This window comes from Curtobacterium sp. Leaf154 (assembly GCF_001424595.1).
In the GTDB taxonomy this organism is placed as follows: domain Bacteria; phylum Actinomycetota; class Actinomycetes; order Actinomycetales; family Microbacteriaceae; genus Curtobacterium; species Curtobacterium poinsettiae.
Map to the genome: position 1 here is coordinate 1 of NZ_LMOS01000003.1, position 26,923 is coordinate 26,923.

33 protein-coding genes, 1 tRNA gene and 1 pseudogene are annotated in these 26,923 nt (G+C 70.9%); 17 read left to right on the forward strand and 18 right to left on the reverse strand.

The genetic code is table 11. The annotated features are described in order from the left end of the window. Positions 1 to 224: 224 nt before the first annotated feature. On the forward strand, positions 225 to 2,648 hold the full coding sequence (locus ASF75_RS04665) for an excinuclease ABC subunit UvrA (RefSeq protein WP_056069184.1): 2,424 nt from the start codon (positions 225 to 227) through the stop codon (positions 2,646 to 2,648). 54 nt (positions 2,649 to 2,702) lie between these two features. Here the strand turns inward: ASF75_RS04665 and ASF75_RS17565 are convergent, their stop codons facing one another. Further along, positions 2,703 to 2,858, reverse strand: coding sequence for a hypothetical protein (locus tag ASF75_RS17565; RefSeq protein ID WP_017886146.1), 156 nt, complete (start codon positions 2,856 to 2,858; stop codon positions 2,703 to 2,705). 186 nt (positions 2,859 to 3,044) lie between these two features. Here ASF75_RS17565 and ASF75_RS04670 point away from each other — a divergent pair, with 186 nt between their 5' ends. The 6 genes from ASF75_RS04670 to ASF75_RS04695 all read left to right on the forward strand — a co-directional run bounded on the left by ASF75_RS04670 (position 3,045) and on the right by ASF75_RS04695 (position 6,900). Beyond that, the gene (locus tag ASF75_RS04670; RefSeq protein ID WP_052481672.1) at positions 3,045 to 3,551 is read left to right on the forward strand and encodes an ArsR/SmtB family transcription factor; all 507 of its coding nucleotides are present in this window, start codon (positions 3,045 to 3,047) and stop codon (positions 3,549 to 3,551) included. 168 nt (positions 3,552 to 3,719) lie between these two features. After that, positions 3,720 to 4,064 carry a hypothetical protein gene (locus ASF75_RS04675; protein WP_156463779.1) on the forward strand — a complete coding sequence of 115 codons (345 nt, stop codon included), beginning with the start codon at positions 3,720 to 3,722 and terminating at the stop codon, positions 4,062 to 4,064. Positions 4,065 to 4,122: 58 nt separating this feature from the next. After that, a complete protein-coding gene (locus ASF75_RS04680) occupies positions 4,123 to 4,791 on the forward strand; it encodes a DUF5819 family protein (RefSeq protein WP_156155286.1) in 669 nt (222 codons plus the stop codon). Further along, on the forward strand, positions 4,788 to 5,771 hold the full coding sequence (locus tag ASF75_RS04685) for an HTTM domain-containing protein (RefSeq protein WP_052481673.1): 984 nt from the start codon (positions 4,788 to 4,790) through the stop codon (positions 5,769 to 5,771). Before ASF75_RS04680 ends, ASF75_RS04685 begins: the two co-directional genes overlap by 4 nt. Beyond that, positions 5,768 to 6,598 carry a serine hydrolase domain-containing protein gene (locus tag ASF75_RS04690; protein ID WP_056069188.1) on the forward strand — a complete coding sequence of 277 codons (831 nt, stop codon included), beginning with the start codon at positions 5,768 to 5,770 and terminating at the stop codon, positions 6,596 to 6,598. Before ASF75_RS04685 ends, ASF75_RS04690 begins: the two co-directional genes overlap by 4 nt. Beyond that, a complete protein-coding gene (locus tag ASF75_RS04695) occupies positions 6,595 to 6,900 on the forward strand; it encodes a hypothetical protein (protein ID WP_042537783.1) in 306 nt (101 codons plus the stop codon). Before ASF75_RS04690 ends, ASF75_RS04695 begins: the two co-directional genes overlap by 4 nt. 18 nt (positions 6,901 to 6,918) lie before the next feature. Here the strand turns inward: ASF75_RS04695 and mtnN are convergent, their stop codons facing one another. Together mtnN and ASF75_RS04705 are read right to left on the reverse strand one after the other, a co-directional pair. After that, on the reverse strand, positions 6,919 to 7,626 hold the full coding sequence (gene mtnN, locus ASF75_RS04700) for a 5'-methylthioadenosine/S-adenosylhomocysteine nucleosidase (RefSeq protein WP_082509451.1): 708 nt from the start codon (positions 7,624 to 7,626) through the stop codon (positions 6,919 to 6,921). A gap of 57 nt (positions 7,627 to 7,683) precedes the next feature. Next, positions 7,684 to 8,610, reverse strand: a complete 927-nt coding sequence (locus ASF75_RS04705; protein WP_056069190.1) for a serine hydrolase domain-containing protein — start codon at positions 8,608 to 8,610, stop codon at positions 7,684 to 7,686. Positions 8,611 to 8,702: 92 nt separating this feature from the next. Between ASF75_RS04705 and ASF75_RS04710 the strand changes: the two genes are divergently transcribed. The 4 genes from ASF75_RS04710 (at position 8,703) to ASF75_RS04725 (ending at position 11,480) form a co-directional block, all read left to right on the forward strand. Next, positions 8,703 to 9,035, forward strand: a complete 333-nt coding sequence (locus ASF75_RS04710; RefSeq protein WP_056069193.1) for a hypothetical protein — start codon at positions 8,703 to 8,705, stop codon at positions 9,033 to 9,035. Positions 9,036 to 9,142: 107 nt separating this feature from the next. Continuing rightward, on the forward strand, positions 9,143 to 10,270 hold the full coding sequence (locus ASF75_RS04715) for an NAD(P)/FAD-dependent oxidoreductase (RefSeq protein ID WP_056069196.1): 1,128 nt from the start codon (positions 9,143 to 9,145) through the stop codon (positions 10,268 to 10,270). Beyond that, positions 10,270 to 11,292 (forward strand): arsenic resistance protein, encoded by a 1,023-nt coding sequence (locus tag ASF75_RS04720; RefSeq protein ID WP_162243005.1) that lies wholly within the window; start codon positions 10,270 to 10,272, stop codon positions 11,290 to 11,292. Before ASF75_RS04715 ends, ASF75_RS04720 begins: the two co-directional genes overlap by 1 nt. Next, on the forward strand, positions 11,289 to 11,480 hold the full coding sequence (locus tag ASF75_RS04725; RefSeq protein ID WP_017886152.1) for a hypothetical protein: 192 nt from the start codon (positions 11,289 to 11,291) through the stop codon (positions 11,478 to 11,480). Before ASF75_RS04720 ends, ASF75_RS04725 begins: the two co-directional genes overlap by 4 nt. Positions 11,481 to 11,601: 121 nt before the next feature. Here the strand turns inward: ASF75_RS04725 and ASF75_RS04730 are convergent, their stop codons facing one another. Beyond that, entirely contained in the window at positions 11,602 to 12,204 is a 603-nt protein-coding gene (locus ASF75_RS04730; RefSeq protein ID WP_017886153.1) for a TetR/AcrR family transcriptional regulator, read from the reverse strand. 154 nt (positions 12,205 to 12,358) lie between these two features. On the opposite strand from ASF75_RS04730, the gene ASF75_RS04735 reads away from it, so the two are divergent. From ASF75_RS04735 to ASF75_RS04750, 4 genes are all read left to right on the forward strand, one after another. Continuing rightward, entirely contained in the window at positions 12,359 to 13,327 is a 969-nt protein-coding gene (locus ASF75_RS04735) for an alpha/beta hydrolase family protein (protein ID WP_056069200.1), read from the forward strand. Beyond that, positions 13,324 to 14,301 (forward strand): SDR family NAD(P)-dependent oxidoreductase, encoded by a 978-nt coding sequence (locus tag ASF75_RS04740; protein WP_056069203.1) that lies wholly within the window; start codon positions 13,324 to 13,326, stop codon positions 14,299 to 14,301. Before ASF75_RS04735 ends, ASF75_RS04740 begins: the two co-directional genes overlap by 4 nt. Positions 14,302 to 14,362: 61 nt before the next feature. Continuing rightward, on the forward strand, positions 14,363 to 14,818 hold the full coding sequence (locus ASF75_RS04745) for a GNAT family N-acetyltransferase (RefSeq protein WP_231564042.1): 456 nt from the start codon (positions 14,363 to 14,365) through the stop codon (positions 14,816 to 14,818). A 30-nt stretch (positions 14,819 to 14,848) separates the two neighbouring features. Continuing rightward, positions 14,849 to 16,315, forward strand: a complete 1,467-nt coding sequence (locus ASF75_RS04750; RefSeq protein ID WP_017886157.1) for an SDR family oxidoreductase — start codon at positions 14,849 to 14,851, stop codon at positions 16,313 to 16,315. A gap of 25 nt (positions 16,316 to 16,340) precedes the next feature. Here the strand turns inward: ASF75_RS04750 and ASF75_RS04755 are convergent, their stop codons facing one another. From ASF75_RS04755 to ASF75_RS04780, 6 genes are all read right to left on the reverse strand, one after another. Beyond that, positions 16,341 to 16,799 carry a MarR family winged helix-turn-helix transcriptional regulator gene (locus ASF75_RS04755; RefSeq protein ID WP_200942676.1) on the reverse strand — a complete coding sequence of 153 codons (459 nt, stop codon included), beginning with the start codon at positions 16,797 to 16,799 and terminating at the stop codon, positions 16,341 to 16,343. Next, on the reverse strand, positions 16,796 to 18,067 hold the full coding sequence (locus tag ASF75_RS04760) for an FAD-dependent monooxygenase (protein ID WP_056069205.1): 1,272 nt from the start codon (positions 18,065 to 18,067) through the stop codon (positions 16,796 to 16,798). The genes ASF75_RS04755 and ASF75_RS04760 overlap by 4 nt, the downstream gene beginning before the upstream one ends. A 112-nt stretch (positions 18,068 to 18,179) precedes the next feature. Continuing rightward, positions 18,180 to 18,641 carry a hypothetical protein gene (locus ASF75_RS04765; RefSeq protein WP_156463780.1) on the reverse strand — a complete coding sequence of 154 codons (462 nt, stop codon included), beginning with the start codon at positions 18,639 to 18,641 and terminating at the stop codon, positions 18,180 to 18,182. After that, positions 18,605 to 19,216 carry a nucleotidyltransferase family protein gene (locus ASF75_RS04770; protein ID WP_156463781.1) on the reverse strand — a complete coding sequence of 204 codons (612 nt, stop codon included), beginning with the start codon at positions 19,214 to 19,216 and terminating at the stop codon, positions 18,605 to 18,607. The genes ASF75_RS04765 and ASF75_RS04770 overlap by 37 nt, the downstream gene beginning before the upstream one ends. 160 nt (positions 19,217 to 19,376) lie before the next feature. Then, complete coding sequence (locus ASF75_RS04775; protein ID WP_056069214.1) at positions 19,377 to 19,688, reverse strand: hypothetical protein; 312 nt, start codon at positions 19,686 to 19,688, stop codon at positions 19,377 to 19,379. 206 nt (positions 19,689 to 19,894) lie between these two features. Further along, positions 19,895 to 19,966: transfer RNA gene (locus ASF75_RS04780), tRNA-Gln, on the reverse strand. Between the two features lie 79 nt (positions 19,967 to 20,045). On the opposite strand from ASF75_RS04780, the gene ASF75_RS04785 reads away from it, so the two are divergent. Further along, positions 20,046 to 20,540, forward strand: a complete 495-nt coding sequence (locus ASF75_RS04785) for a MarR family winged helix-turn-helix transcriptional regulator (protein ID WP_056069218.1) — start codon at positions 20,046 to 20,048, stop codon at positions 20,538 to 20,540. A 47-nt stretch (positions 20,541 to 20,587) separates the two neighbouring features. Beyond that, positions 20,588 to 21,064, forward strand: a complete 477-nt coding sequence (locus ASF75_RS04790; protein WP_156463782.1) for a VOC family protein — start codon at positions 20,588 to 20,590, stop codon at positions 21,062 to 21,064. Between the two features lie 6 nt (positions 21,065 to 21,070). On the opposite strand, the gene ASF75_RS04795 is transcribed toward ASF75_RS04790, so the two are convergent. The 8 genes and pseudogenes from ASF75_RS04795 to ASF75_RS04825 all read right to left on the reverse strand — a co-directional run bounded on the left by ASF75_RS04795 (position 21,071) and on the right by ASF75_RS04825 (position 26,918). After that, positions 21,071 to 22,393: an ABC-F family ATP-binding cassette domain-containing protein gene (locus ASF75_RS04795; RefSeq protein WP_411910164.1), complete on the reverse strand. Its 1,323-nt coding sequence runs from the start codon at positions 22,391 to 22,393 to the stop codon at positions 21,071 to 21,073. 56 nt (positions 22,394 to 22,449) lie between these two features. Continuing rightward, a pseudogene (locus tag ASF75_RS18310) lies at positions 22,450 to 22,918 on the reverse strand (ATP-binding cassette domain-containing protein); the annotation flags it as partial. A 204-nt stretch (positions 22,919 to 23,122) separates the two neighbouring features. Beyond that, positions 23,123 to 23,521 carry a PLDc N-terminal domain-containing protein gene (locus ASF75_RS04800; protein ID WP_017886167.1) on the reverse strand — a complete coding sequence of 133 codons (399 nt, stop codon included), beginning with the start codon at positions 23,519 to 23,521 and terminating at the stop codon, positions 23,123 to 23,125. Continuing rightward, positions 23,518 to 24,195 (reverse strand): hypothetical protein, encoded by a 678-nt coding sequence (locus tag ASF75_RS04805; protein WP_156463783.1) that lies wholly within the window; start codon positions 24,193 to 24,195, stop codon positions 23,518 to 23,520. The genes ASF75_RS04800 and ASF75_RS04805 overlap by 4 nt, the downstream gene beginning before the upstream one ends. Further along, on the reverse strand, positions 24,192 to 24,632 hold the full coding sequence (locus tag ASF75_RS04810) for a molybdenum cofactor biosynthesis protein MoaE (RefSeq protein WP_082509455.1): 441 nt from the start codon (positions 24,630 to 24,632) through the stop codon (positions 24,192 to 24,194). Before ASF75_RS04810 ends, ASF75_RS04805 begins: the two co-directional genes overlap by 4 nt. Further along, positions 24,629 to 25,141: a molybdenum cofactor biosynthesis protein B gene (locus ASF75_RS04815; protein WP_056069228.1), complete on the reverse strand. Its 513-nt coding sequence runs from the start codon at positions 25,139 to 25,141 to the stop codon at positions 24,629 to 24,631. The genes ASF75_RS04810 and ASF75_RS04815 overlap by 4 nt, the downstream gene beginning before the upstream one ends. After that, positions 25,138 to 25,665 (reverse strand): cyclic pyranopterin monophosphate synthase MoaC, encoded by a 528-nt coding sequence (gene moaC / locus ASF75_RS04820; RefSeq protein ID WP_056069231.1) that lies wholly within the window; start codon positions 25,663 to 25,665, stop codon positions 25,138 to 25,140. The genes ASF75_RS04815 and moaC overlap by 4 nt, the downstream gene beginning before the upstream one ends. Then, on the reverse strand, positions 25,662 to 26,918 hold the full coding sequence (locus ASF75_RS04825) for a molybdopterin molybdotransferase MoeA (protein WP_056069234.1): 1,257 nt from the start codon (positions 26,916 to 26,918) through the stop codon (positions 25,662 to 25,664). The genes moaC and ASF75_RS04825 overlap by 4 nt, the downstream gene beginning before the upstream one ends. Positions 26,919 to 26,923: the final 5 nt, after the last annotated feature.

Genomic DNA, 26,923 nt, shown 5'->3' on the forward strand with positions numbered 1-26,923 from the left:
CCTGCTGAACAAGACCTTCGGCACCGACGCCGTCAAGCGCGGCCTCCTCGTCGGCACGGCCACCATCACCGCACAGATCAAGTAACACCCCCGCACCACCGCAACACCAGCACCACGCACGACACGGAGAGTCGCTCCGCCGATCAGGGCGGAGCGGCTCTTCGTCGTTCCCGGTTCCGCCGGCGGCACTGCTTCTCCCAGTGGCCGAGCCTACGATCGAGCGAATGCCCGCTCCTCGCTCGACCAAGACCGACGACCGACCCGGGCCGGACGACTTCATCCGCGTCCGTGGTGCCCGCGAGAACAACCTGCGCGACGTCGACGTGGACATCCCCCGCGACCGGATCGTCGCGTTCACCGGCGTCTCCGGGTCCGGCAAGTCCTCGCTCGCCTTCGGCACCGTCTTCGCCGAGGCCCAGCGCCGGTTCCTCGAGTCCGTCGCCCCGTACGCGCGGCGCCTGATCGCGCAGGGGTCCACCCCGCACGTCGACTCGATCACCGGACTGCCGCCCGCCGTCGCCCTGCAGCAGCGTCGCGGCGCCCCGAGCTCCCGCTCCACCGTCGGCACCATGACCACGCTGTCGAACTCGATGCGCATGCTCTACTCGCGTGCCGGCACGCACCCGTCCGGCGCCGACCGGCTCGAGTCAGACTCCTTCTCGCCGAACACCGTCGCCGGCGCCTGCCCGCGGTGCCACGGCATCGGGACCGCGCACGAGGTCACCGAGGCCTCGGCCGTGCACGATCCGTCGCTGAGCATCCGCGACGGCGCGATCACCGCCTGGCCCGGTGCGTGGCAGGGCAAGAACCTGCGGGACGTCACCGCGGTGCTCGGCTACGACATCGAGCGCCCGTGGCGTGAGCTGTCGCGCGAGGACCGTGACTGGCTGCTCTTCACCGAGGAACAGCCCGTCGTGCAGGTGCAGCCGAAGCGCGACCGCGTGGCCAAGCCATACAAGGGCCGGTTCTGGAGCGCTCGCCAGTTCGTGCTGCACACCCTCGCCGACTCGCAGAGCGAGACCCAGCGCAAGAAGGTGCTGCAGTTCGTCGAGTCCGGCCCGTGCGGGCTGTGCGGCGGAACGGGTCTGACCCGTGCGGCCCTCGCGGTCACGATCGGCGGCCACTCGATCGCCGAGCTGAACGCCCTGCCGCTGACCGGCCTGGCTGACGTCCTGCGCCCGATCGCCAGCATCACCGACGCGGCAGCGGCGACGTCACGGGCGTCGTCCGGCGAGCACACCGAGGTCGCCGTGGCGATCTCCCGCGACCTGCTGACCCGCGTCGACGTCCTGGTCGGCCTGGGGCTCGGCTACCTCGCGCTCGACCGCGCCACGCCGACGCTCTCCCCCGGTGAGAGCCAGCGACTGCGGATCGCGACGCAGCTCCGCTCCGGCCTGTTCGGCGTCGTCTACGTGCTCGACGAACCGAGTGCCGGACTGCACCCCGCCGACGCCGAGTCGCTCGTCGACGTCCTCGACGACCTGCGCGCCGGCGGCAACAGTGTCTTCGTCGTCGAGCACGACATGAGCATCGTGCGCCGAGCCGACTGGATCGTCGACGTCGGCCCCCGGGCGGGCAGCGGCGGTGGCACGGTCCTGTACAGCGGACCGGTCGCCGGCCTGGCCGAGGTCGAGGCCTCGGTCACCCGGCGCTTCCTGGAACCCCGGCAGCCGACCGTCGACCGCGCCGTCCGCGCCCCGATCGGCACGCTCGAGCTCCGTGACCTCACCCTGCACAACCTGCGGGGGCTCGACGTCGACCTGCCGCTCGGTGTCATGACCGCGGTCACCGGGGTGAGTGGCTCGGGCAAGTCGTCGCTCGTGGGTGGTGTCCTGCCCGGGGTCGCCACGTCGCACCCGATCGTCGACCGGGTCGTGCAGGTCGACCAGAAGCCGATCGGCCGCACACCCCGCTCGAACCTTGCCACCTACACGGGCCTGTTCGACGCGGTCCGGGCCGCCTTCGCCCAGACCGACGAGGCCAAGGCCCGCGGCTGGGGCGCCGGACGGTTCTCGTTCAACGTCGCCGGCGGCCGGTGCGAGGTCTGCCAGGGCGAAGGGTCGGTGTCCGTCGAACTGCTCTTCCTGCCCGGCAGCTGGGCCCCGTGCCCCGAGTGCCACGGCTCCCGGTACACCGCCGAGACGCTCGAGGTCCGGTGGAACGGGGCGTCCATCGCCGACGTCCTCGGCATGACCGTCGACGAAGCGGCGCCGTTCCTGGCGCCGCTGCCCGCAGCCGGGCGCGGACTCGAGACCCTGCGCGAGGTCGGGCTCGGCTACCTGCGCCTCGGTCAGCCCGCCCCGGAGCTGTCCGGCGGCGAGGCGCAGCGCATCAAGCTCGCGACCGAACTGCAGCGCGCGCGGACCGGCCACACCCTGTACCTGCTCGACGAGCCCACCACCGGTCTGCACCCGGCCGACGTCGAGCTGCTGACCGCCCAGCTCGCCCGCCTGACCGACACGGGCAACACCGTCGTCGTGGTGGAGCACGCCATGGACGTCGTCGCGAGTGCCGACCACGTCATCGACATGGGCCCGTCCGGCGGTGTCGAGGGTGGTCAGGTGGTCGCCTCCGGCACGCCAGCCGAGGTCGCCGCGTCGACCACCAGCCGGACCGCGCCGTACCTGCGGGACCAGCTCGGTCGCTGACGCAGAAGTGCCCGCCAGGATCGCTCCTGACGGGCACTTCGTCGCTGCCGCTGGTTACCGCTGGACCGCTTCCGGCGCGTCGTCGCGGAAGAAGTCGCTGCCGCTGTGCGTGTAGCCGACCTCACCCGTCCGACGCCACTGCTTGCGGACGCGCTTGAAGGTGGTGATGCGTGCTGGTTCGACGCTCTCGTCGCTCGTGTAGGCGCTCATGGCTGATCTCCCTGTGTGATTGGCCGTGGTTCCTTGGCCCCCCGAGATGGAGGCTAACGAGCGGTTTCCACCCGGGTTCGCGATCCGTCCCGGAACGTCCGTGGAACGCAATACCGGTCGTGCCGAGAGCCGGATCGCGCCCCTCCGGCACCGGGGTGCTCGTCCACGCCGAACTAGGATCCCCTCATGACCGGCGAGACACCCGACGTCGCGACGTCACTCGCGGCCATCAACGAACGGCTGACAGCGCTCGAGGCGTTGGCAACCGACCGGCGGGGTGACGACGACACCGCGTCCACGTTCTGGGTGCTCGACGGGCTCCGTCGGGCGGAATCGCCGTCCGTCGTGTACGCCGGCCTGGTGCCGACCTCTGACAACCGCCAGACGGAGTGGCAGGTCGGGTCCGCGGTTGGCGATCTGGAAGCGCTGCAGTGGGACTCCCTCGCACCGGGCATGGCGGCACTCGGCCATCCGCTCCGGCTCCGGATCCTCCAACTCGTGCACAACGGCGAGGACCGCGTCGCAGACCTCGCCGCAGCACCGGGCATGGGTACCACGGGACAGATCTACCACCACGTGCACCTCTTGGCAGATGCCGGATGGCTCGTGCCCGCGGGACGGTCTCGCTACGCGATCCCCGCCGAGCGGATCGTCCCCCTCCTCACGCTCATCGCGATCGTCGCTCCCGTTTGAACAAGTGACGATCTGCCTCTTGCCCTCTGGTGCAGCGCATGGCTAGATTACGGTTCATTCGGATGTTTTCTGAAAATCCGTACATTGCTTGGGGGGCAAGCAGCATGTGCACGTGCGTGGGCACCCCGAGCTCGAACCGCTGATAACGGCGGAAGGGAAAGCTCGGAGATGAAGAACAAGAATCGCAGGGTCCTCCTCGGAGGAGTTGCCGTGGCCGTGGTGATCGGTGCGGGATCGATCGGAACCTCAGCAGCAACCGCGGCAGACACCGCAGAACGGTCGGTCGTCGCGCAGGCTGCGTCGGTCGGCACGCCAGCCAAGAGCAGTGCTCAGCCTGCTGCGCCGGTCGCCGTCGCCACCGCACTCGCGCGAGGGTTCACCGCTGCCAAGGCTCCGCAGGCGGTCTCGCAGGCAGCACGTCAGGGGTCGTTCCTGCAGGGACTCGGCTTCCTCGCCTCGACGCCCGTGAACGCCGACGCGAGTGCACTGCAGGACGCGTACTTCGACCGTTGAGCAGTCGCCGGGCGGTGAGCATGGAGCTCGCCGCCCGGCCTCCCCAAGGAGACCCCCAATGCCAACTGACCTCGATCAGCCGGAGAACCGCCCTGTGCGCCGCCGCCTGCGCGGTGCTGCGGTCGCGCTGAGCCTCGGAGTGGTCACACTCTTCGTCGGCTCTGCGCTCTTGCTCGCCGGACCGACCACCCCGCTGACGTTCCGGTTCGCCGGTCCGGTGAGCACCGTCATGCTGCCCCACTTCCCGCAGAACTGGAGCCTGTTCGCGCCGGACCCCCTCAGCGAGGAACGTGGGTTCGCCGCACGCTTCCGCTGCGAGGACGGATCAGAGACCAAGTTCGAAGACGTCACGACCGAGGTGATCACGGCGCTGCAACGGCAGCGCGTCTTCCCCAGCAGGGAGTCCCGCATCATCGGGAACGGGATCCTCGAACGGTTCAAGGAAGACCCGATCCTCAAGGACATCCGCGCCGAGGGAGACGAGCGTGTCCTCGACTCCACGACCGCGGAGGAGATAACCGCTGAAGAGACCGAGGCGCAGGAGCGTGCTCAGATGATGCTCGCGAGGTACAGCGTCGGTGTCCGACCGGACGCCTGCGGCGGCGATGCGGTCCGCGCGGTCGAGCTGCGTTACGTGTTCCACGTTCTCCCCGGTTGGTCGAGCAGGCGGGACCTCAGCGCAACAGGAGACGTGACGTACTTCGACTCGGGATGGACGCAGCTGTGAGCGCGATCCGAGGAGCACTCGTCCAACTGACCGTCTGGATGACCGCGGCTCCACGAGCAGCCACTGCCCTCGCCGTCCTCCGGATCGTCGTCGGCGTGCTGGCACTCGTCTACTACCTCCGCGACTACGGCCAACGGCACCTCTTCTTCGGGCCGGACGGCGTCTACGGGAGCGCTGCCGTCGCCGCGACGACGCGGGAGCTCGGCACCTTCAACCTCTACTCGCTGTCCGACTCGCCGGTGTACTTCGAGGTCGTCTTCCACGCTGCGATCCTCGCCGCGGCCGCTGTGACCATCGGCTTCGGCGGCCGCTGGGCGATCGCGGTCCACTACGTGCTCCTCTGGTCCACCTACGGCCAGAACCCGGCGCTGCTGGACGGGGGAGACAACCTGCAGATGATCGTCGTCCCCGCACTGGTGCTCACCGAGTGCACTTCCCGACTGGGCGTGCACATCCGGCCGCGGGTCAGCACACCCGGACTCGTCCGTTCGACCCTGCACAACACCGGTCTCCTACTCATCGCCGGTCAGATCTGCGTCGTCTACCTGATGTCCGGCCTCTACAAGGTGCAGGGCCCGCTCTGGCAGGACGGGACGGCGCTCTACTCGATCCTCCGAGTGCCTGACTTCTACTTCCCGGGGGTCACGGAGCTGCTCTTCGCCTCCGACACGCTGCTCGTCCTGGGTGCGTACGGAACCGTCCTCAGCTCGATCGCCTTCCCGGTGCTGATCATCTTCCGACGAGGCCGTCTCCCGGCCGTGCTCATGATGACCGCGTTCCACCTGAGCATCGCGTTCTTCATGGGCTTGACCGCCTTCGCTGCGATCATGGTTGCCTGCGACCTGGTCTTCGTGAGTGGGCACGTCGAGCGCGTGCTCGTCCGAGCGCGTTCATCCATCGGACCGCTCCGCTTCCGCCCCAGCGGGGTGCGGGGTTCGACACCAGTTCCCGACACGACCAGATCAGGAGTACGAGCGTGACCGCTGCGAACCGAGCCGTGATCATCGACGCAGGGGGCGACGTCACCGCCGACCTCGGAGATCACTACGAAGCGGACGCGCTAGTGGAGTGGGCGAGCGTCACGAAGACCGTGACCGCCGCCGCCGTGCTCGTCCTCCTCGCTGAACGGGACATCCCACGGGACACCCCCGCCCGGGACCTGTTGCCGGACGTCCCCGACGACGCCACCTACACGGTCGACGACTTGATCCGACACCGCTCGGGCCTGCCCCGGGTGCACCAGGGCATGTCGGCCGGGGTCGTCGGCGATCCGTACGCGGACGTGTCCGAGGCGGACATCACGCGCGCGCTGCGCCAGACCCCGACGACACCGGGTGAGCGGGACTACTCCAACCTCGGCTACGCGGTGCTCGGTCGGCTGCTCGAGCACGTCGCGCAGGAAAGATGGTCCACGGTCGTCGAGCGGACGGTCCTCGCTCCGCTCGGCATCACCAGCGCCACCCTCGACCCGGCACCCGACCGACGAACGCTGCTCCGATCGTGGCGGGGCCGCCCCCGCGAACCCTGGACCATCGGATCAGGTCCCTACGCACCGGCCGGCGGGATCTGGTCGACCATGTCCGACCTCCTGCAGTTCGGCGTGGGGATCGGACGCATCGAGCCGGACTTCCTGGCGTGGGAGCACCGCGACGGGCTGATCTGGCACAGCGGGCAGACACGGGACGCCGGCGTCTGCCTGCTCCGTCACGGCGACGTCACGGTCGCGTCGCACGCCCTCGGCGCAGCGCCCGGAGCTGCTGACCGGCTCGCCGTCCGACGCCTCCGTGCCGTGGGAGTCGTCGCGTGAGCGGCGGCACTCGGGCCGGCGAGGTCCTGCAGGTGGCCCTGGAGGACTCCCGGCAGAGCTCGTTCAAGCGTCTGGCCCGGACCACGGCGGCATTGGCCCTGGCCGCGATGGGCGGTGCCGGTGAGGACTTCCTGCCGAGCTTCGACCTGGTCGTCCGCCGTCGTGACGACGGCGCGGAGGTCCTCCGGACGCGAGCCGGAGACGCGGATCAGGCCGAACGGCTCCTCGAGACCGTGGAACGAGACCTGAACGAGAAGGACGTCACGACGTTCGTCAGCGAGTGGCGCGTCATCGAGCGCTGAGGGAGCGCGCGGGCGGACTCAGGAACGCAGGCCGAGCACCAGGTCGTGGACCACGCGCGCTGCGCGCGCCGCGGCGTCGTCCAGGTGCTCACGGAACTCGGCACCGTCCGGCGCGCAGAGGTCGCTGATGCACCGGACCGACACGAACGGCATGTCGTGCACGTGGGCGAACTGCGCGATCGCCGCCGACTCCATGTCGACGGCGGCCACCTCGGGGAACGCGACCCGGAGAGTGCGGGCGCGGCCCTCGGTGACGAAGACCTCGCTCGACCCGATCGTCGCCGACCGCAGTGGCCACGCGATGTCGGCCCCCATCGCGAGCTCGACGAGCCGGGCGTCCGGCGCGTAGCCGGTCGGCATGCCGGGGACCTGGCCCAGGGCGTAGCCGAACGCCGTGGCGTCGGCGTTGAGGTTGACGTACCGGTCGCCGACCAGGACGTCACCGATGGCGACACCGTGCATGAGCCCGCCGGCGGTCCCGACGCTGATGACCGGGATGCCCGGCCCGAAGTCGTGGAAGCCGTGGGCGACCGCGGCCGTGGCGTTCGTGAAGCCGATGCCGCTGCGGCGCACGACGACCGTGGCGCCGCCGATGTCGAGCAGCTGGTGCGGGTCGTGGCCGCCGACGGGGCCGTCGAGCACGGGGACACCGCCGAAGAGGTCGGCGAAGGCCGAGACCTCTTCGCTCATGGCCGCGATGATGATCGCGACGGGTTGCTGCTGCACTGACCGATCCTCCCACGCCGGGCGCGCTCGGACGTGCAGGTCGGGTCGTCGGAACCGCTAGGGGCGGGGGACCTGCCGGGACAGCTCGTCGGCGACGAAGGCGGCGAGCGCGTCGGCGCCGGGGTGGTCGTCGGCGGTGACGGTGACGACGGTGCCGGTGCCGGTGTCGCCCTCGGTCTGGTCGAACAGGAGCATCTGGCCGTACGCACCGTGCAGCCGCCAGAGCCGCCCGGGGCCACCCCAGCCGGCCATGGCGTACCGCTCGTAGCCGGGGCCGGTGCCCTCGCGCTCGACCCAGTCGGTGTGCATCGCGTCGCACCACCGCGCGCTGACCATCCGCTGTCCGTCGACCATCCCGCGGTTGCGGATCAGGCGTCCGAGGCGGGCGATTTCCTCGGTGCGGAGCGCCAGCCCCTCACCGCCGGCGACGAACCCGTTCGGGCAGCGTTGCCAATCGACGTCCTGGATGCCGAGCGGCGCGAACAGCCGTTCCGCGACGAACGCACCGACGTCCCCGACCCGGGTTTCGAGCACGCGCATCGCGGTGTAGGTGCTGGCGTTCGCGTACTGGAACACCCGGCCGCGGGACGGTCGCCGCAGGAACTCGGCCGCCAGGTCCGGCCAGTCCGTCAGCTCGGTCGCCGACCAGGGCATGTCGATCCCGCTGGTCATGGTGAGCAGGTGGCGGAGGGTGACCCGGTCGACGCCGTCGCCGAGGGCGAGGCCGGTGCCGGCCAGGTACCCGGCGATCGGTTCGTCGACGTCGACCAGGCCGTCGTCGGCGGCGATGCCGGCGGCCAGGACGCAGACGCCCTTGGCGACGGAGTGGACCTCGCGTCGGACGTCGGGGGTCCAGCGGTGCTCGGCGACGTCGTCGGTGTCCGTCGCCCCGGTCCACGTGCGCACGTGGATGCCGTGTGCGGCGAACCCCGTCGCGTCGACGTGGGCGACGACGGCGTCGAGGATGGTCGCGGCGGTGTGCACACCCCATCCTCTCGTGGCCGAGTGGTATGCGCCGCCGCTCGTGTCCGAGCGGCTGCGGGCACGGGCAGGGTCCGCCGCGTACCGTCCGGCTCGTGTCCGACGAACAGCCCCGCCGCCCCGATCCCACCCGCGTCGGCGACCAGCCCGCGCTCCGCACGGCCTCGGGCTCGAACTGGCTCGTGTGGGGCGCCGTCACGGCCGTGATCGTCGCCGCCGTGATGGTGCTCATGGCGATCCGGGCGCCGGCGATCGGCTGGCCCGCCCTGGTGCTCGTGGCCCTGTTGTTCGTGACGATGGTCGTGGTGCGAGCCGCCGTCCGGCCGAAACGGGCCCGACTCGTCACCCTGGCCGTCCTCGACCTCGGCATCGTGGTCGTCGGGCTGGTGGCGACCCTGGCGGTGCTGTACTCGTCGCCGGTCGGCTGATGCCACGATGGCATGTTGATAACGGTTCTCACTAAGATGGTGCGCATCGGTCACAGCACGGTGGCCGTTCCACCGACGCAGCCACAGCTGCTGGGAAGACCGACCCCATGCCAGCACCACACCCCACCGAGACCCTCGATGCCCTCGTGGTCGGAGCCGGACCGGCCGGCATCGGCACCGGCCTGGCGCTCCACGCCGTCGACGGCCTGCTGTTCGGCGTCGTCGACCGCGGCGTCGTCGGGGACACGTTCCAGCGATGGCCGGAGCACCAGCGGTTCCTGACACCGTCCTTCACCGGCAACGGGTTCGGGGCCACCGACCTCAACGCGGTCCACCCGCGCACCTCACCCGCCTACAGCCTGGCGACGGACTACCCGTCGGGGCCGGAGTACGCCCGGTACCTGCGTGGCGTCGTCGCCGCCTTCCACCTGCCGACCCTGCCGGACACCGAGGTCGAGCACATCGAGCCGGACGACGACGGCTTCCGCGTGGCCACCAGCCGCGGCCCCGTCGTCGCCCGGAACGTGGTCTGGGCCGGCGGCGAGTTCTCGGACCCGACCCTGCCCCGCTGCGCCGGTACGTCGCTCGGGGTGCACGCCTCCGCCGAGACAGCCTGGGTGGCACGGCCCGGGCACGTGGTGGTCGTGGGCGGGTTCGAGTCCGGCATCGACCTGGCGTGCCACCACGTCGAACAGGGGGCGACGGTGACGGTCGTCGACCCGTCCCACCCCTGGGACGCCGGCAGCGGATCGGACCCGTCGTTCCGACTCGCCCCGCGGACCCGCCAGCGGCTCGCCGTCGCGCGGGCCAGCGGACGCCTCACCCTGGTCGACGACGGCCAGGTCACCGGCATCAAGCGGTCCGGCGACGGTTTCTCCGTCGGGGTCGCCGGACGAAGCGCCCTGGTGGCGGACGCACCACCGATCCTCGCCACCGGGTACGGCCCGGGGCTCGGGCCGGCCGCGAGCCTGTTCGACACCCGCGCGGACGGGTGGCCGCTGCTCACCGAGGACGACGAGTCGACCACCACGCCCGGGCTCTTCCTGGCCGGCACAGCGCTCCGGCACGGTGGGCTGCAGTTCTGCTTCGTGTACAAGTTCCGGCAGCGGTTCGCCCACGTCGCCCGCGTCATCGGCGAACGGGCCGGACGTGACTGCGGTGCGCTGCAGGAGTGGGACGACGCCGGGATGCTCACCGACGACCTGAGCTGCTGCGGTGTCGAATGCGCGTGCTGATGCCGGCACAGCGGCCCGCCCGCCCCGCCGGTGCACGACTCTGGGCCACCCCCGCGATCGTCGGCGGTGCCATCCTGCTCGGGTCGGTGATCGGCGGCGTCTCGCCGTCGAGCGGTGACGCCATGGGCTCCGTGGTGGACCTGCTGGTGATCACCCTGGTCGTCGCCCTGTTCGTCGACGTCCCGCTCCACCGCCTGCCCCGGACACCGGGCGCGTGGAAGGTCATCGGCATCGCCTGGAGCATGAACTTCCTGCTCGCCCCGCTCGTCGCCTTCCTGCTGACCCGCGTGGCCCTGCCCGGCCACCCGGCCGTCCAACTCGGCGTGATGCTGTACTTCCTGGCGCCCTGCACCGACTGGTTCCTGGCGTTCACCCGCCTGAGCGACGGTGACACCGCCGTGGGCGCGACCCTGCTGCCGATCAACATGGTCACCCAGCTGCTCCTGTTCCCGGTGTGGATCACGGTCCTCGGCGGCAACGCCGGCATCGATGCCGTGGGAACCGTCGGCACCCTGCTGCAGTGGTTCGTCCTGCCCGTCGCGATCGCCGTGGCGATCCGCCTCGGCATCGCACTGCTGCCGACCGGCACTCGAGCCCGCGCCGCGGCGCTGCCCGGCCGGGCGATCCCGTGGATCGTCGGGGCGATGGTCGCCGGCCTCTTCGCCTCGCACATCCGGCTGCTGCTGGCGAACCTGCCGGTGTTCGTCGCCGTGCTGGGGTGCGCAGTGGTGTTCTTCGCCGTCATGTACGTCGCCGCCGAGTCCGCGTCACGCCTCGCCGCCCTGTCGTACCCGAGGACAGCACTGCTCGCGATGACGACGGCGGCCCGCAACGCGCCCCTGATGATCGGGCTGACGAGCGCCGCGCTCCCCCACCAGCCCCTGGTCACCACGGCGATCGTGGTCGGGATGCTCGTCGAGTTCCCGCACCTGCTCGCGGTGCGGCACCTGCTGCTGCGTCGGCGACGTGGTCAGCGCACCGGGCGACGCCTGCGCGGCACCGCAGCTTGGGGGCACCCGTGACGCACCGGGTCCGGCTCGTCGTCGTGCCGACCGAGCGGCGGGTGATCGAGACCGAGCACGACGACCGGCGGACGGCACTCCTGCTCGCGCTGGGCCAGGTGCCACTCGGGTACACGGTCACCGACGTCGACGTGCTGCCGGAGCACGAGGACACCGAGCACGACCCCGCGGAGCCGGGCCGACGCTGAGCGGGGCGCTCCGACGGCGCTGGTGCGGCCCGAGACGGTCACGATGCCGGACGGGAGGCCCGTGACGGGCCCGCACCGCGCCTCCAGTCCGGTGCCGGTCGCGACCGGTGCACGTGGCCGGCTACGCGCTGTCGGTCACCGTCGGCTGCGCCTGCCGCAGCCCGGTGACCAGGAGGGTCACGATCGTCCGGACGTCGTAGTCGGGGTCCTGGGGACTCCACGCCACCAGGTCGCCGACGGCCCGGAGCAGCTGGTACGGCGGGGTCGGTGCGGCCACCTCGCCGGACGCCCGCGCGGCGTCGAGCAGTCGGCCGAGCACGGGCACGAGCTCGTCGACGAACAGGGTGTGCAGCGCCGTGAAGCCGTCGGCGTCGCCCTCCCAGACGCGCGCCAGACCGTGCTTGGTGCCGAGGAAGTCGACGAACTGGTGCACCCAGCGCAGCAGGGCGGCGAACGGTGTCGGCTCCGAGCCGAGCAGCGCCGGCCCCGCGTCGACCAGGGCCTCGATCTGGTGCCGGTAGACGGCGACGACCAGGTCCGAACGGGTCGGGAAGTGCCGGTAGAGCGTGCCCACTCCGACCCCAGCGGCGGTGGCGACCTCGCGCACCGGTGCACCGACGCCCGAGGCGGCGAAGACCCCGGCAGCGGCGTCGAGGATCGTGCGCTCGTTGCGCTCCACGTCGCGACGGCGACGCGGCGCGGGGTCGGTCGACGGGGTGCTCATGCCTCGATCATCGCACGACGCCGACGCGATGCGGAACAGTGCTCCGCTTCGCCTTGTAATCCGGATCGTTGTTCCGTATCGTTCCGGAACGTCGCTCCGTTTCAGGCGACGGTCGCTCCGTCCGCGGGCGACACGGCATCCCGGAAAGGCCCCCATGGCACCCACAGCACCCCGACCACAGGTCATCAGCGTGCGCCCCGTCACACTCCCCGCACCCTCGCGCGGTCAGGACCTCGAGGTCCGGATCACGGCAACGACGACCGGCACGGACCTGCCCGTCATCGTCTTCGCCCACGGCTTCGGCCAGTCCATGACCGGTGGCGACCCCCTGGTCGACCACTGGACCGCGAACGGCTTCGTCGTCGTCCAACCGACGTTCCTCGACGCGAAGTCCTACGGGCTGACGCTCGACGACCCGCGCTACCCGACCATCTGGCGGACGCGGGTCGACGACCTCGAGCGCGTGCTCGACGACCTCGACCAGATCATCGACGCGGTCCCCGGCCTGAGCGGGCGCGTCGACACCGCACGCATCGCCGCGGTCGGACACTCGTGGGGCGGACAGTCCGTGGGCATGCTGCTCGGGGCCCGCGTCCTGGACGCCGACGGACAGCCGGGCGAGGACCGCACCGACCACCGCGTGCGCGCCGGGGTCCTGCTGTCCACCACCGGGATCGCGCGCGGCGACCTCGTGCCGTTCGCGCAGGAGCACTTCGCGTTCATGAGCCCCGACTTCAGCCAGCTGCACACCCCGTCACTCGTCGTCGCCGGCGACCACGACCAGTCCCAGCTCTCGACGCGAGGCCCGGACTGGTTCACCGACGTCTACCACCTGAGCCCCGGCGCGCGGCACCTGGTGACACTCCACGGCGGCGAGCACCTGCTCGGCGGGATCCAGGACTACGAGTCGGCCGCCACCACGGACGAGAGCCCCGAGCGTGTGGACCTCGTCCGCCACACCACGACGGCGTTCCTCCGGACCGCGCTCGGCCTCGACCCCGACGCGTGGTCGGCGATCGCCGACGCCGTCGGCCCTACAGCCGCCGTCGGCTCTGCTGCCGCGGGCTCGGCCGGCCCTGCTGCCGCCGTCGGCCACATCGAATCGAAGGAGCACCACTCGTGATCACCGACCAGCACCCCCTGCCCAGCGGCTTCACCGCCGCGTCCACTGCCGCCGACGTCCTGCACGGCGTCGACCTGACCGGCCGGAACGTCGTCGTGACCGGCGGACACAGCCGGCTCGGCCGCGAGACCAGCCGCGCCCTCGCGGCGGCAGGCGCCGACGTCACCGTCGCCTCACGTGACGTCGACCGGGCATCCTCCGCCGTCGCCGGTATCCCCGGCGTCCACGTCGAGGCCCTCGACCTCACCGATCCGTCGTCGGTCGATGCCTTCGCCGCGCGCTGGTCGGCCTCCGGCCGCCCGCTGCACATGCTCGTGAACAGTGCCGCGATGCTCTTCACCCCGGACCGCCGACTCGACGGCCGCGGCAACGAGCTGGCGTTCTCGACGACGCACCTCGGGCACTTCCAGCTCACGCGGGCGCTCCTCCCCGCCCTCCTGGAGGCCCGTGGTGCGCGGGTCCTGACCGTCACCTCCGGCGCGGCGCGGTTCGGGCAGATCCGGTGGGACGACCTGACGTTCGCCCACGGGTACGACCCGGTCACCGCGTACGGCCAGTCGAAGCGCGCCAACGTCCTGTTCACGGTGGAACTCGACCGGCGGTACGCCGACCAGGGCATCCGCGCCTTCGCGGCGCACCCGGGCGTCATCATCGGACCCGGCCCGCACGACCCGACGGTGCTCGCGTCGTACCGCGAGCAGGGACTGGTCGACGACCACGGGGTGACCGTCATCGATCCCGAGGTCGGCAAGAAGACCGTCGAGCAGGGCGCCGCGACGCTCGTGTTCGGTGCTGCGAGCCCGCTGCTCGACGGCGTCGGCGGGGTCTACCTGAAGGACAGCGACGTCGCCGTGATCGACGACCGGGTCCTGCCCCTCACCGCGGACCGCATCCCGTCGAACGCGAACTCGGCCATGCTCGACGCCGACGACGCGCGCCGGCTGTGGGAGGTCAGCGAGGGACTCCTGGCCTGATCGCCGTCGGCCGGGGGCCTCGTCTGCTCACTGTTCTCGTCGTCCTCGCTACTGTGTGACGGTGCTGACCGTGCGGATCGAGAGCCCCCGGCAGGACGACGTCCTGCACCTGCTGCAGCAGGGCGACGACTACGGACTGAGCCTCTACCCGGCCGAGAACTACCACGCCCTCGACGTCGACGACCTGGACCAGCCCGACGTCACGTTCCTGGTGGCGCGCGAGGACGGCACCGCCCTCGGCACCGTGGCGCTCGTCGACGCCGGCGACGGCACCGGCGAGGTCAAGCGCATGTTCGTGAGCGACGCCGCGCGTGGGCTCGGCGTCGGGACGCGGCTGCTCGACGCCCTGCACGACCGTGCCCGCGCGGTCGGCATCGGGACCGTCCGGCTCGAGACCGGCCTGCCGCAGGCCGCGGCGATCGCGCTGTACCGGAAGGCCGGGTACGCGGACATCCCCCGGTTCGGCCCGTACGTCGACGATCCGACGAGCGTGTGCATGGAGCGGCAGCTCGTCTGATCGGCCCTCGGTCCCGACGTAGGATCGCGTGTGAGCTCCGAGCACCCCGAACCCAGCGGCATCGACCCCGACGACCTGACCGTCGCGCTCCGGGTGCTCGAGCAGCTGCCGTCGATCGACGAGACGCACCCGGACTTCATCCGGGTCCGTCAGGCCACCGCGAAGATGTTCAAGGCCGTCAAGCGTGCGCACCGGCTCGAGAAGCGCGGCGTCATCGCCGAGGCCGACCGCCGGGTGATCGCCGCCACCGCCACCGGGGCCGCCGACCGGATCGACGACGAGACCCGCGGCGTCCCGATCAGCGCCTCGACCGCGTCGACCACCGCGGGCACGCTGCTGAAGTCACGGCCCTGCTACATGTGCAAGCAGCACTACACGGTCGTCGACGCGTTCTACCACCAGCTCTGCCCGGCGTGCGCTCGCATGAGCCACGCGAAGCGCGACGCCCGGACGGACCTGACCGGCAAGCGGGCGCTGCTCACCGGCGGTCGCGCGAAGATCGGCATGTACATCGCGCTCCGGCTCCTGCGCGACGGGGCCCACACCACCATCACCACGCGGTTCCCCCGCGACGCGGTGCGCCGGTTCGCGAGCCTGCCCGACTCCGCCGACTGGATGGACCGCCTGAAGGTCGTCGGCATCGACCTGCGCGACCCCGCCCAGGTGATCGGGCTCGCCGAGGACGTCGCCGCGTCCGGTCCCCTCGACATCCTGATCAACAACGCCACGCAGACCGTGCGCCGGTCGACCGGCGCCTACCAGCCGCTCGTCGACGCGGAACTCGCGCCGCTGCCCGACGGACCGCTGCCCGAACTCGTGACCTTCGGGCACACGAACGACCAGCACCCGCTGGCGCTCGCCCGTTCAGTTGCCGCGCACCCGATCCTCGCGGCCGCCGCAGCCCGAGCCGACGAGCTGACCGAACAGGCGATGGCGCCGGGATCGAGCTCGCTCGAACGGCTCGCCCTGGGCACCGCCATCGACGCCGGTGGCCTGGTCCCCGACCTGCACGACGAGAACTCGTGGACCCAGCAGGTGGACGAGGTCGACCCGCTCGAGATGCTCGAGGTCCAGCTGGCCAACACCACGGCGCCGTTCATCCTGATCTCGAAGCTCCGCCCCGCGATGGCCGCGAGCACGGGACGCCGCACCTACGTGGTGAACGTCAGCGCCATGGAAGGGGTGTTCGGCCGCGCGTACAAGGGGCCGGGTCACCCGCACACGAACATGGCGAAGGCCGCCGTGAACATGCTCACCCGCACGAGCGCGCAGGAGATGTTCGAGACGGACAACATCCTGATGACGAGCGTCGACACCGGCTGGATCACCGACGAACGGCCGCACCCCACGAAGGTCCGGCTCGCCGAAGAGGGCTTCCACGCGCCGCTCGACCTGGTCGACGGAGCCGCCCGTGTCTACGACCCGATCGTCCGGGGTGAAGCGGGCGAGGACGTGTTCGGTGTCTTCCTGAAGGACTACGCGCCGAGTTCGTGGTGACGAGCGACTGACCGGGTCGGTTCCGTCAGTGCTTCGACGCGGCCGTCTCCTGCGGCAGGACCGCGGCGAAGCGGAGCAGGAAGTCGCGCACCACCGTCAACGTGTCGTCGTCGTACGAACCGATCGCCTCATCGAGCTCCGCGGCACGTGACCCGAGGAACCCACTGCTGCGTTCCCGGGTGAGCTCGGTGACGCGGAGAGTGACGACCCGACGGTCCGCGCTCTCGCGGCTCCGCATGATCAACCCACGCTCCTCCAGTCGGTTGACCAACGCGTTCGCCGCACCTGAGGTCATCCCGATCCGCCGGGCGAGCCGCGTGCCCGTCATCGGCTCGCCCTCGGTCTCCGCCCAGAGGATCTCCCCCAGCGCGACGCCGTCCGAGGTCGGCAGCTCCATCCATGCTGCGAAGTGGAGCGCCGACTCCTGGTACCGGACGGCGTAGTGGCGGAGCGCCTCGAGGGTCTGGGAGCGCAGGTCGGTCATGCGATCGATTCTGCCGCCTTCCGGGCCCCTTGCAGTGTCGGGTAGTGCGGCAGGACGGGGACGTGCTTCTCGCTCGTCAGCAGGTACTTCTGGGCGAAGCCGCGGACCGGACCGAAAGACGCCACCCGGAGCGCCGCCCGCACCGCGCGGACGCCCGCCTTCGACGACGGGTGCAGCAGGCGCGCACCGCCCGGGGGAAGCCCCTGGGCGCTGTCGGCGTACCCGCGGAGCATCTCCTCGTAGCGCGCGAAAGCGTCCGGGATCGAGTACCCGTGATCAGCGCCGACGGCCGGCTCGACCGTCCGAGCGAGTTCCCCGGCCAGGATGTGCGCGCCGACCAGGGACAGCGTCGTGCCCATGCCGGTCGGCCCGGAGCCCCAGGCCGCGTCACCGAGCAGGGCGATCCGACCCTTGCTCCATCGCGACACCACGACCTGCTCCATCCGCTGCGTGTAGAACTCGTCGGACCGCTCGCTGAACCCGTCGAGGATCCGCCCCGTCTGCCACCCTGCGCCCCGGAAGCGCTCGCGCAGGATCCGCAGCTGCACGTCGACGGGGAGCTGCTCGAAGCCCATCGACTCCGACTCGAACGACACACTCGCCCGGATCGTCCCCTCGTTGTCGGGTCGGATCGACGCGACACGTCCACGCGGCGCCGTGTACCAGTCCCAGTGGTCGGTGTCGCTGCCGATCCGGTCGAGCGTGCCGTAGGCGATGCTGACGCCGTGGTCGCGGTACTCCGTCTCGTCGGCGAACAGGATCCGACGGGTGCGCGAGCTGCGGCCCTCGGCGACGACGACCAGGTCGAACCGCTCCTGAGCGCCGCTGTCGTAGCGGACGTTCACCCCGGTGCCGTCCTGCTCGGCGCCCGCGATGAAGTCCCCGTAGCGGCGGCCGACCGTGTCCGGCAGCGCATCGACGAGGATCCCGGCGAACGTGCCCCGCAGGATCTCGATCTCGGCAGTCGGACCGTCCTGGCCCTCGGTCTTCGGGAACGTGGCGTACGGGGTGCCGTGCTCGTCCACGTACCGGGTGCCCGCTTCGCCGGTGAGGTGCTGCATCACGGTGTCGCGGAGACCCATGCGCTCGAGGACCTCGCGCCCGAGCCCCCGGACGTCGATGTTCTGGCCGGTGGTTCGCTGCTCCGGTGACCGCTCGAGCAGCGTGACGTCGAAGCCCGATCGGTCGAGTCCCCACGCCAGCGCGGGGCCGGCGATGCTCGCGCCGGTGATCAGGACGCGTGGGCGGTGGTGCGGCGTGGTCGCCATGGGTGGTCCTCTGCTCGTGGGGCGACGAGTGCCGTCCCACGAGTACTATACCTTCACAGCGATATCACTCCACAGGAAAGCTGCTTTTGGTTCCGCATCGAACGGTGAGCTGTCAGACCAGATCCTCCGCGACGGCAACGAGTGCGCGGGCGGCCGCACCGGCATTGTGGATGTCCGATGCGTCCACTGACCTCGCACTGTAGGCCGCCTTGTTCTTGACCCGAACGAGCGTCTCGAGGTGCTTCGCGATCGGCCGGTCCGTCGCATCCCGCAGGATCGAGACGCCGTCGTTGTGGCTCGCCCCACTGCTGTACATTCCGGTCTTGCCGATGCAGATGGCATCTGCCGCGGCGATCCCTGCGTCGACGCACAGGTCGACGAAGGAGTTGGCATGAGGGGACGTCGGACTCAGGATCCCGTCCTCGGCACCGAACTCGAACAGTGTCTCGGCTGACTCGAGGAAGCCCGTGGCCTTCTCGAGCCGACCGCGCATGAAAGCGCCGTCGCCGTCAGTGGTCGACGGCAGTTTCGGTGGAGTCAACGTGCGGCCTTCCTGAGGTGGGCTTGGAGCCATCGGCGGTCTTCCACGAGGGGAATGCCCTCACTCGCGATGGAACCGATGAGCGGGTCATCGAAGGTGACCCCCAAGACGTCGTACACGATGGGGTTCACCTGGTTGCCGGTCCACCGATGAACGGCAACGGTGAGGTCGTAGATGCGGTCCTCAGCTTCCGTCCGCGAAACGGCATCCACGGCGAAGAACAGATCGATGTCGCTGTCCGGTCGCATCGCACCTCGCGCGGCCGAGCCGAACAACGCTGCGTAGCGGACCGGAATCGATGCGATCTCCCCGCGGACCCTGTCGAGGAAGCGGGTACGAGCTCCGGCCACCTCGAGGACCGCCGACGCGAGGAGATGGTCTCGGTTGAGCGCGTACGTGCTCACGCCGCCGATGTCGTCGAACACAACGATGCCCTGCTCCGTCAGACGGTCAAGCACCTTCTTCACGCCGTTTCGAGAACGGCCTCCGGGGACGAGCCGCTGGACAGCGGACACCGTGAAGGGTCGGTCCGACAGGCCACTCAGCACCATCAGAACGTCACCATCGAGTCCGCTCGACAACGCCGCGAATGGGCTCTGCAGCTGCACGACGCCCTCCTGACATCGAAGCACCACTGTCACTATCGTGACGCATGCATCACTATAGTGACGACCACAACCGAGAAAGGCAACCCCGCGCAATCCTTGGACGGCTGCAGCGCCCCCCTGCGGTCGGTCAGCTCACGGTGAGCAGCGAGAACGCCACCGATCAGCGTGGAGGCGCAACAGCTGGACGCGATGACAGGACGGCTCGTCCGTCCGTGACGTGCATGAGATGAACGGTCTTGTACCCGCGCGCTTCCTCGTACGAGGCGAGCAGCATCGCATCGGCGATGCCAGTGACGTACAACAAGGAACCCTGCTCGAGCGCTGGGTCAGTGAGCTCCAGGCCCGAAGTCGACCCCGTCGCACTGAACCGCTCAGGGTGCTCTGCGTACTCGGTGTCCCCGTGTCGAGAAACCAGGGCGGCTGCAAGCTCGTCATTGAGGACGATGTTCAGAGTGACGTTCTGCGCTGTCAAGGTCCGACTCTTCCTTCAGAAGCCCGCGCTCGCTGGCGGGCAGTGACTCGAGGCTAACGACGACCGGTGACAGGCGGCGATCCATCGAGTCTGCCGGTGCGGGGTAACGGCATCAACGAAACTCTCGGATGAACGCAAAGCGTGCAGAGAGGCGTCCCGCTGGTTTCGGATTCCCATTCCAAGACCCTGCGCGCCTGCAGACCCCGCTCCGCCTCCAGGATTCGAACCCGGACCTAACGGCACCAAAGGCCGTCGTGCTGCCATTACACCAAGGCGGAACGCACCCGAAGGTGCTCCTCCATCTTCCCACGACCCACGAGGCTGGCTGTCCGCTCCGGGTTCGGCCAAGATGGAGGGATGCCGCATGAGGACGAGGTCGATCGCATCGTCGCGGCGTGGGGTCGTGAGCGTGCCGACCTCGACTTCGGCCCGCTCGAGGTGCTGTTTCGCGTGGACCGGCTCGCCCGGCACCTGGACCGCGCCCGGCGGACCGCGTTCGACGCGAGCGACATGGAGCCGTGGGAGTTCGACGTCCTGTCGGCCCTGCGGCGGGCGGGTGAGCCGTACGAACTGAGCCCGAAGACCCTGCTGCAGCAGACCCTGGTGTCGAGCGGCACGATGACGAACCGGGTGGACCGTCTGGCGGCACGCGGCTTCGTGGGGCGACGGACCGACCCGAAGGACGGCCGCGGCATCCTCGTCTCGCTGACGAGCCAGGGCCGGGTGGCGGTGGACGCGGCGATCGCGGACCTGCTGGCCGCCGAGCGGGACATCCTGTCCGGGGTCTCCGCCGACGAGCAGGGCCAGTTGGCCGGGCTGCTCCGCCGACTCATCCTGGGTCTCGGGGACTGACCGACAGCGTCACACGGGCCGAGCTGCCCCGGCGTAGCGTGCGGCGCATGCACGCCATCACCCTCGCCGTCGCCGACGTTGCACGATCGGCCGAGTTCTACCGCGCGCTGCTCGGCATCGAGGGCAGTGGCGTCATCGGTACCGAGTACCCCGCCACCGAGACGCAGGCCGGCGGCACCACGGCGATGTTCACCCTCGACGACGGGCTGATCGTCAGCGTCTACGGCCGAGACGACATGACGAAGGACTCCGGTGTCCAGCTGGCCACGGCACCGAGCAGCACGATCGGCCACTTCACGAGCAGTCAGGCCGAGGCCGAGGCGTTCCTCGAGCGGGCGCAGGCAGCCGGCGCCACGATGCTCGAGCCGCCGTACACGCGACCGTGGGGCATGTGGTCTGGCTTCTTCCAGGACCCGGACGGGCACCTGTGGGAGGTCGTGGCGAACCCCGGCGGTGGGGCGCCCGAGGACGCGACACCGACGGACGCAAGCCAGGACGCGGTCGACCCCGCGTCCGTCGAGTAGCCCGGCTCAGACCCCGAGCAGCTCCGCGACCTCGAGCCAGCGCTCCTCGAGCTGCTCGACCTCGGCCTCGAGCGCACCGAGCTTCGACTGCAGTTCGCCGAGCCCGGCGTAGTCGGACTGGTCGTGCGTCGCGAACTGGTCGAGCAGCTTCTTGCGGTCCGCGCCGACCTTCGCGATCTTCCGGTCGAGCGCCGACATCTCCTTCTCGGCCGTTCGCCGGTCCGCGCCCGACAGGGCGGACGCACCAGCGGCAGTGGACCCGGCCACGGCACCGGCCGAACCGGTCCCGCCGACGGTGTCGGGCCTCCCGGCAGACGCGGCGGCAGCCGCAGAGGCGGTCCCGCCACCGGTGCCGGCCTCGCGCAGACGCATGTACTCGTCGACGCCGCCGGGCAGGTGGCGCAGGTGCCCGCCGAGCACGGCGTACTGCTGGTCGGTGACCCGCTCGAGCAGGTACCGGTCGTGGCTGACGACCAGCAGGGTGCCGGGCCAGGTGTCGAGCAGGTCCTCCATGGCGGCGAGCATGTCGGTGTCGAGGTCGTTGGTGGGCTCGTCGAGGATCAGCACGTTCGGCTCGTCGAGCAGGATGAGCATGAGCTGCAGGCGCCGCTTCTGCCCACCGGACAGGTCCTTGACGGGCGTGGAGAGCTGCTCCGAGGTGAAGCCGAGCCGCTCGAGCAGCTGCGACGGCGTCATCTCCTTGCCGTCGGCGACGTAGCTCGTCTTCTTGCGGGCCACGACCTCGCGCACGCGGTCGTCGGCGAACTGCTGCAGGTCGGCGAGCTGCTGGTCGAGCACCGCGACCTGCACCGTCTTGCCGGTCTTCACCCGCCCGCTCGTCGGCTGCAGCCGACCGGAGACCAGGTTGAGCAGCGTCGACTTGCCGGCGCCGTTCGGGCCGAGGATGCCGGTCCGCTCCCCCGGAGCGATGCGCCACTCGATGCGATCGAGGATCTGCGTGCCGTCGAACGAGACGCTCACGTCGAGCAGGTCGACGACGTCCTTGCCGAGGCGCGCGGTCGCGGTGCGGGACAGGGCGACGGTGTCGCGGATCGGCGGGACGTCGTCGATCAGGGCGTTCGCCGCATCGATGCGGAACTTCGGCTTGCTTGTACGGGCCGGGGCGCCGCGGCGGAGCCACGCGAGCTCTTTGCGGGCCAGGTTCTGGCGGCGCTGCTCGATCGTGGCCGCCTGCCGGTCACGCTCGACGCGCTGCAGGATGTACGCGGCGTAGCCACCTTCGAAGGGGTCGACGACGCCGTCGTGGACCTCCCACGTGTCGGTCGACACGGCGTCGAGGAACCACCGGTCGTGGGTCACGACGACCATGCCACCCTGGTTCGACGACCAGCGGCGGTTGATGTGCCCGGCGAGCCACTCGATGCCCTCGACGTCCAGGTGGTTCGTCGGCTCGTCCAGGAACAACACGTCCCAGTCGCCGACCAGCAGCCGCGCGAGTGCCACCCGGCGACGCTGCCCGCCGGACAGCTCGTCGACGCTGACGTCCCACGGGATGTCCGACACGAGACCGCCGATGATGTCGCGGATCTTCGGGTCACCGGCCCACTCGTGCTCCTCGAGGTCGCCGACGACGGTGCTGCCGACGGTCGCGCCCTCGGGCAGGATGTCGCGCTGGTCCAGGTAGCCGATGGTCAGCCCGCGGCGGTGCGTGACGCGGCCGCCGTCCGGCTCGAGTCGCTGGGACAGCAGTGCGAGGAGGGTCGACTTGCCGTCGCCGTTCCGGCCGACGACGCCGATCCGGTCACCCTCGTCGATGCCGAGGGTGACGTTGTCGAAGACGACCTTGGTGGGGAACTCGAGATGCAGGTTCTCGGCGCCGAGGAGATGTGCCACGCGTCAAGGGTAGGTGGCGCAGCGGGGTGGCGTGTGCGGCGCGGGTTGTTGGAGCGGTTGGCCGACCGGCTCTGGTCGCACGGTGCGCGCTTGTTCAAGTGGTGCGAGGTTGCCCGCTCGGTGCGAGCTTGTAGCGGCACACGGAGCGCGCAACCTCGCACCAGTCGACGGACCGCGCACGGTGCGTCGGCCTGGAGGCCCGGCTCAGCTCGCGGGAGCGGTGTCGCCCTCGCCCGCGGCTTCCTTCGCACGCTTGAGGCGGGCCTGCGCCTCCCAGTACTCGATCTCGCGCTCGAGCTCGGCGAGCTCCTGCTCGGTGCCGGTCACGCGCTTCGTGCCGTGGGCACTGCGGGCGTCGCCGAGGGTGGCGTAGCGGTCCTCGTGGCGGGTCGGCTCGATGTAGCGACCGTGGTTCCGTTCGCCCGGAGCCCAGTCGTGGCCGATGGCGAACCAGACGATGCTGCCGACGACGGGGACCAGGATCACGAGGATCACCCACGCGATCTTCGGCAGGCCGCGGATCTGGTCATCCGTCTTCGTCAGGATGTCGATCAGGGCGAAGACCAGCAGGATGACGGTGATCCCGGGCAGCAAGACGCTCATGTTCGCGATTCTATGGATCCGCTTGGAGTCTCACCATTCCCCGAACGAGCGTCGTGGTTGCGAAGGTGCACAGGGTCGGCGTCGAGGTACCGGCGTGCGAGCACCGCGAACCGTGCCGTCCATGCGAACTGCCCCGCGGCGGCGATGCCACCCGCCAGGTAGACGGGCCAGAACGTGACGCCGGAGAACGCGATCGCCGCCCACACGGCGACGAGACCCACGGTCAGCTGGAGGCCGGTGCCGTCGGCGAGTTCGACGGCTCGAGCCCGCACGATCATCAACCGGTCGGCGGGGACAGCGCGCCGCCCGGTTGCAGCCGCGGTCACCGCGCGCTGTTCGCGTTGCTGCAACGGCGCGAGCACCGGCGCAGGACGAGCTGCCACCCCGTTCCGTCTCCGGCGGATGCCGACCTGCACGGCCTCACTGATACCGGCCACGAAGCCCAGTGCGGCGACCGCCGCCGAGAGGGCGAAGCGCGCGTCGGAGCCGGTGGGCAGGACTATCGCCCCGACGCCGAGCACCACCAACACCAGCACGGTCGCCAGGACGAACCAACGGACCTGCAGGACAGCTCCCGGGGACTTCGCCGAGACGGCGCGAGCGCGTTCCTCGGACTCGACCCACCGGCGTTCCACCGCTGTCAGTCCGGCGTTCGGCCGTTCGGCAGATGTCACAGCGCCGCGACCCACTCGTCCGTCCCGTCGGTGAACCGCTGGTGCTTCCAGATCGGCACGCGCTCCTTCACGAGATCGACCAGGGCACCGCACGCCGCGAACGCCTGCGCCCGGTGCGACGACGACACCGCTGCGGCGAGCGCGACGTCCCCGATGCCGAGCGCCCCGACGCGGTGCAGGACGGCGATCCGGACGTCGGGGTGGTCCTCGGCGATGGTCCGGGCGACCGCGGTGATGACGTCGTCGGCACTGGGGTGCCGCTCGTAGTCGAGTGCGGTGACGCCCTTGCCACCGTCGTGGTCTCGGACGATGCCGGCGAAGGTCACCACGGCGCCGTCCTGCTCGGTGGCCACCACGGCTGCGACCTCGTCGACGCTGATGTCGCGGTCGACGACGTCGGCGAGCACGACCCGTGCGGCGGCCTCGGTGCTGCTCACGAGGCGCTCCGCGGGGCGTGGCCCTCGCCGTGCACCTGGGCGACGACGTGGTCGAGCACACCGTCGAGCACGGCGAGCCCGTCGGACACCCCACCGCGCGACCCCGGCAGGGTGACGAGCAGGCAACCGGCGTTCGTGACCCCGGCGACGCCGCGGGTGAGCAGCGCGGTGGGGCCGGCACCCGTGAGCCCGCGTCGACGGATCTCCTCGGTGATGCCGGGTAGTTCGAGGTCGATCAGCCCCGCCACCGACTCGGGGGTCCGGTCGGTCGGGGTGACCCCGGTGCCGCCGGTGGTGATGACGACCCGGGCGTCGGCCAGGAGTTCGGCGGTGACGGTCTCGGTGATCGCGCCGCCGTCGGGGACGATGATCGGTTCGCTCGTGGTGAACCCGTGCTCGCGCAGCCAGTCGGCGATGACGGGTCCGGTGCGGTCGAGTTCGGGGTCGGCGGCGGCCTGCGTGGACACCACGACGACGGCGCCCCGGCCCCTGGTCGGCTCGGCGGTCATCGGTTGCTCCAGTCCCCGGAGCGTCCGCCGTGCTTCTCGAGCACGCGCACGTCCGTGATCACGGCCGCTCGGTCGACGGCCTTCACCATGTCGTACACCGTCAGCGCGGCGACGCTCGCCCCGGTCAGGGCCTCCATCTCGACGCCGGTGCGGGAGGTCGTTCGGACCGACACCTCGATCAGCACGCGGTCGTCGGAGCCGGTGATGTCGACCTGCACGCCGGCGATGGGCAGCGGGTGGCACAGCGGGATGAGGTCGGAGGTCTTCTTCACCGCCATGATCGCCGCGATGCGGGCGGTGCCGACGACCTCGCCCTTGGGCAGCGAGCCGTCGAGGATGCGTGCGACGACGTCTGGGCGGGTGACGACGGTGGCGGTGGCGGTGGCCGACCGGTCGGTGACGTCCTTCGCGGAGACGTCGACCATGTGCGCACTGCCGTCGGCGCGGACGTGCGAGAGGTCGTCGGACTCGGTGTCGGCCTGGGCTCGGGACGAGCCGGGGTCGGACAGGGACTGCTCGGTCATCGGAGGCTCCAGACGGTCAGGGGGTCGCCGACCTCGACGGTGTCGACGCCGACGGGGACGTGCACCAGGTGGGTGGCGGCGGCGTAGTGCACGAGCAGGTGCGAACTCGGCCCACCGACGAAGTGCACGGCCCCGTCCTGCACCCGGCCGCGACGGACCTGGTGCTTGCCGGCGGGTGACCCGGCAGCGGACGCTGCGGGCAGGACCTGCGTGGGCCGGTCCGCCGTGAGCCCGACGGCCGCGGCGAGCAGGGGGCGCAGGAACACCTCGAACGAGACGAGCGCCGACACCGGGTTGCCGGGGAACGACACGACGGGCACGGAGCGACCGCTACCGGCGTCACCACCGAACACGACGCTGCCGAACGCCTGCGGCCCACCGGGCTGCATCGCGACCGGCGTCACCGCGAGCCCGCGGGGTTCGAGCGCCTGCCGCACGACCTCGTACGCCCCGGCGCTGATGCCCCCGGTGGTCAGCACGAGGTCGGCCCAGTCCCCCACGGCCGCATCGAGTGCCTGGTCGAAGGCAGCGACGTGGTCGGGCACCCGGACGGCCCGGGAGTCCGCTCCGACCTGGGCCAGGGCGGCCCGCAGCGCGATGCCGTTCGCGTCGCCGATGGTCGCCGCGTCGGCATCGGCTCCCTGCAGCTCGGACCCCGTCGACACGACGAGGACCCGCAGCGCTCGGCGAACCGAGACGGTCGTCACCCCGGCCGAGGCCAGTGCCCCGAGCAACGCCGGCGTGATCGGAGAACCGGCCGGAGCCAGCTCGGCGCCGGCCGGCAGATCGCTGCCGGTGACGCGCACGAAGGTGCCGGCGGTGAGGTCATCGGGCACCGTCACCCGGGGCAGCTCGAGCGCCGCCGGGAACGCACCGGGCTCGATCGCCTCGACCGGGAACACCGCGTCGGCACCGGTCGGGATCCGCGCTCCGGTCATGATCGGCGCTGCCGTGCCGGGTTCGAGCGCCTCGGGCATGACGCCGGCCGGGATCGGGGCGACGACCCGGACCTGCTGCCCGACCTCGGCGACCTGCACGGCGAACCCGTCCATCTGACTGTTGTCGAACGGCGGCAGCGGAACGGGCGACTGGACGGACGCCGCGAGCACGCGGTGTGCGAACCCAGCACCCGCACCGGCGCCCTCGCCCGCGCCGACGAGTTCGTCGAGCGGCAGTTCTTCTGCTCCGAGGCCCGCCACCACCGGCGCGAGCAACGCCGCCAGGTCGTCGCGGTGCTGACCGATCGTTCGCACAGGTG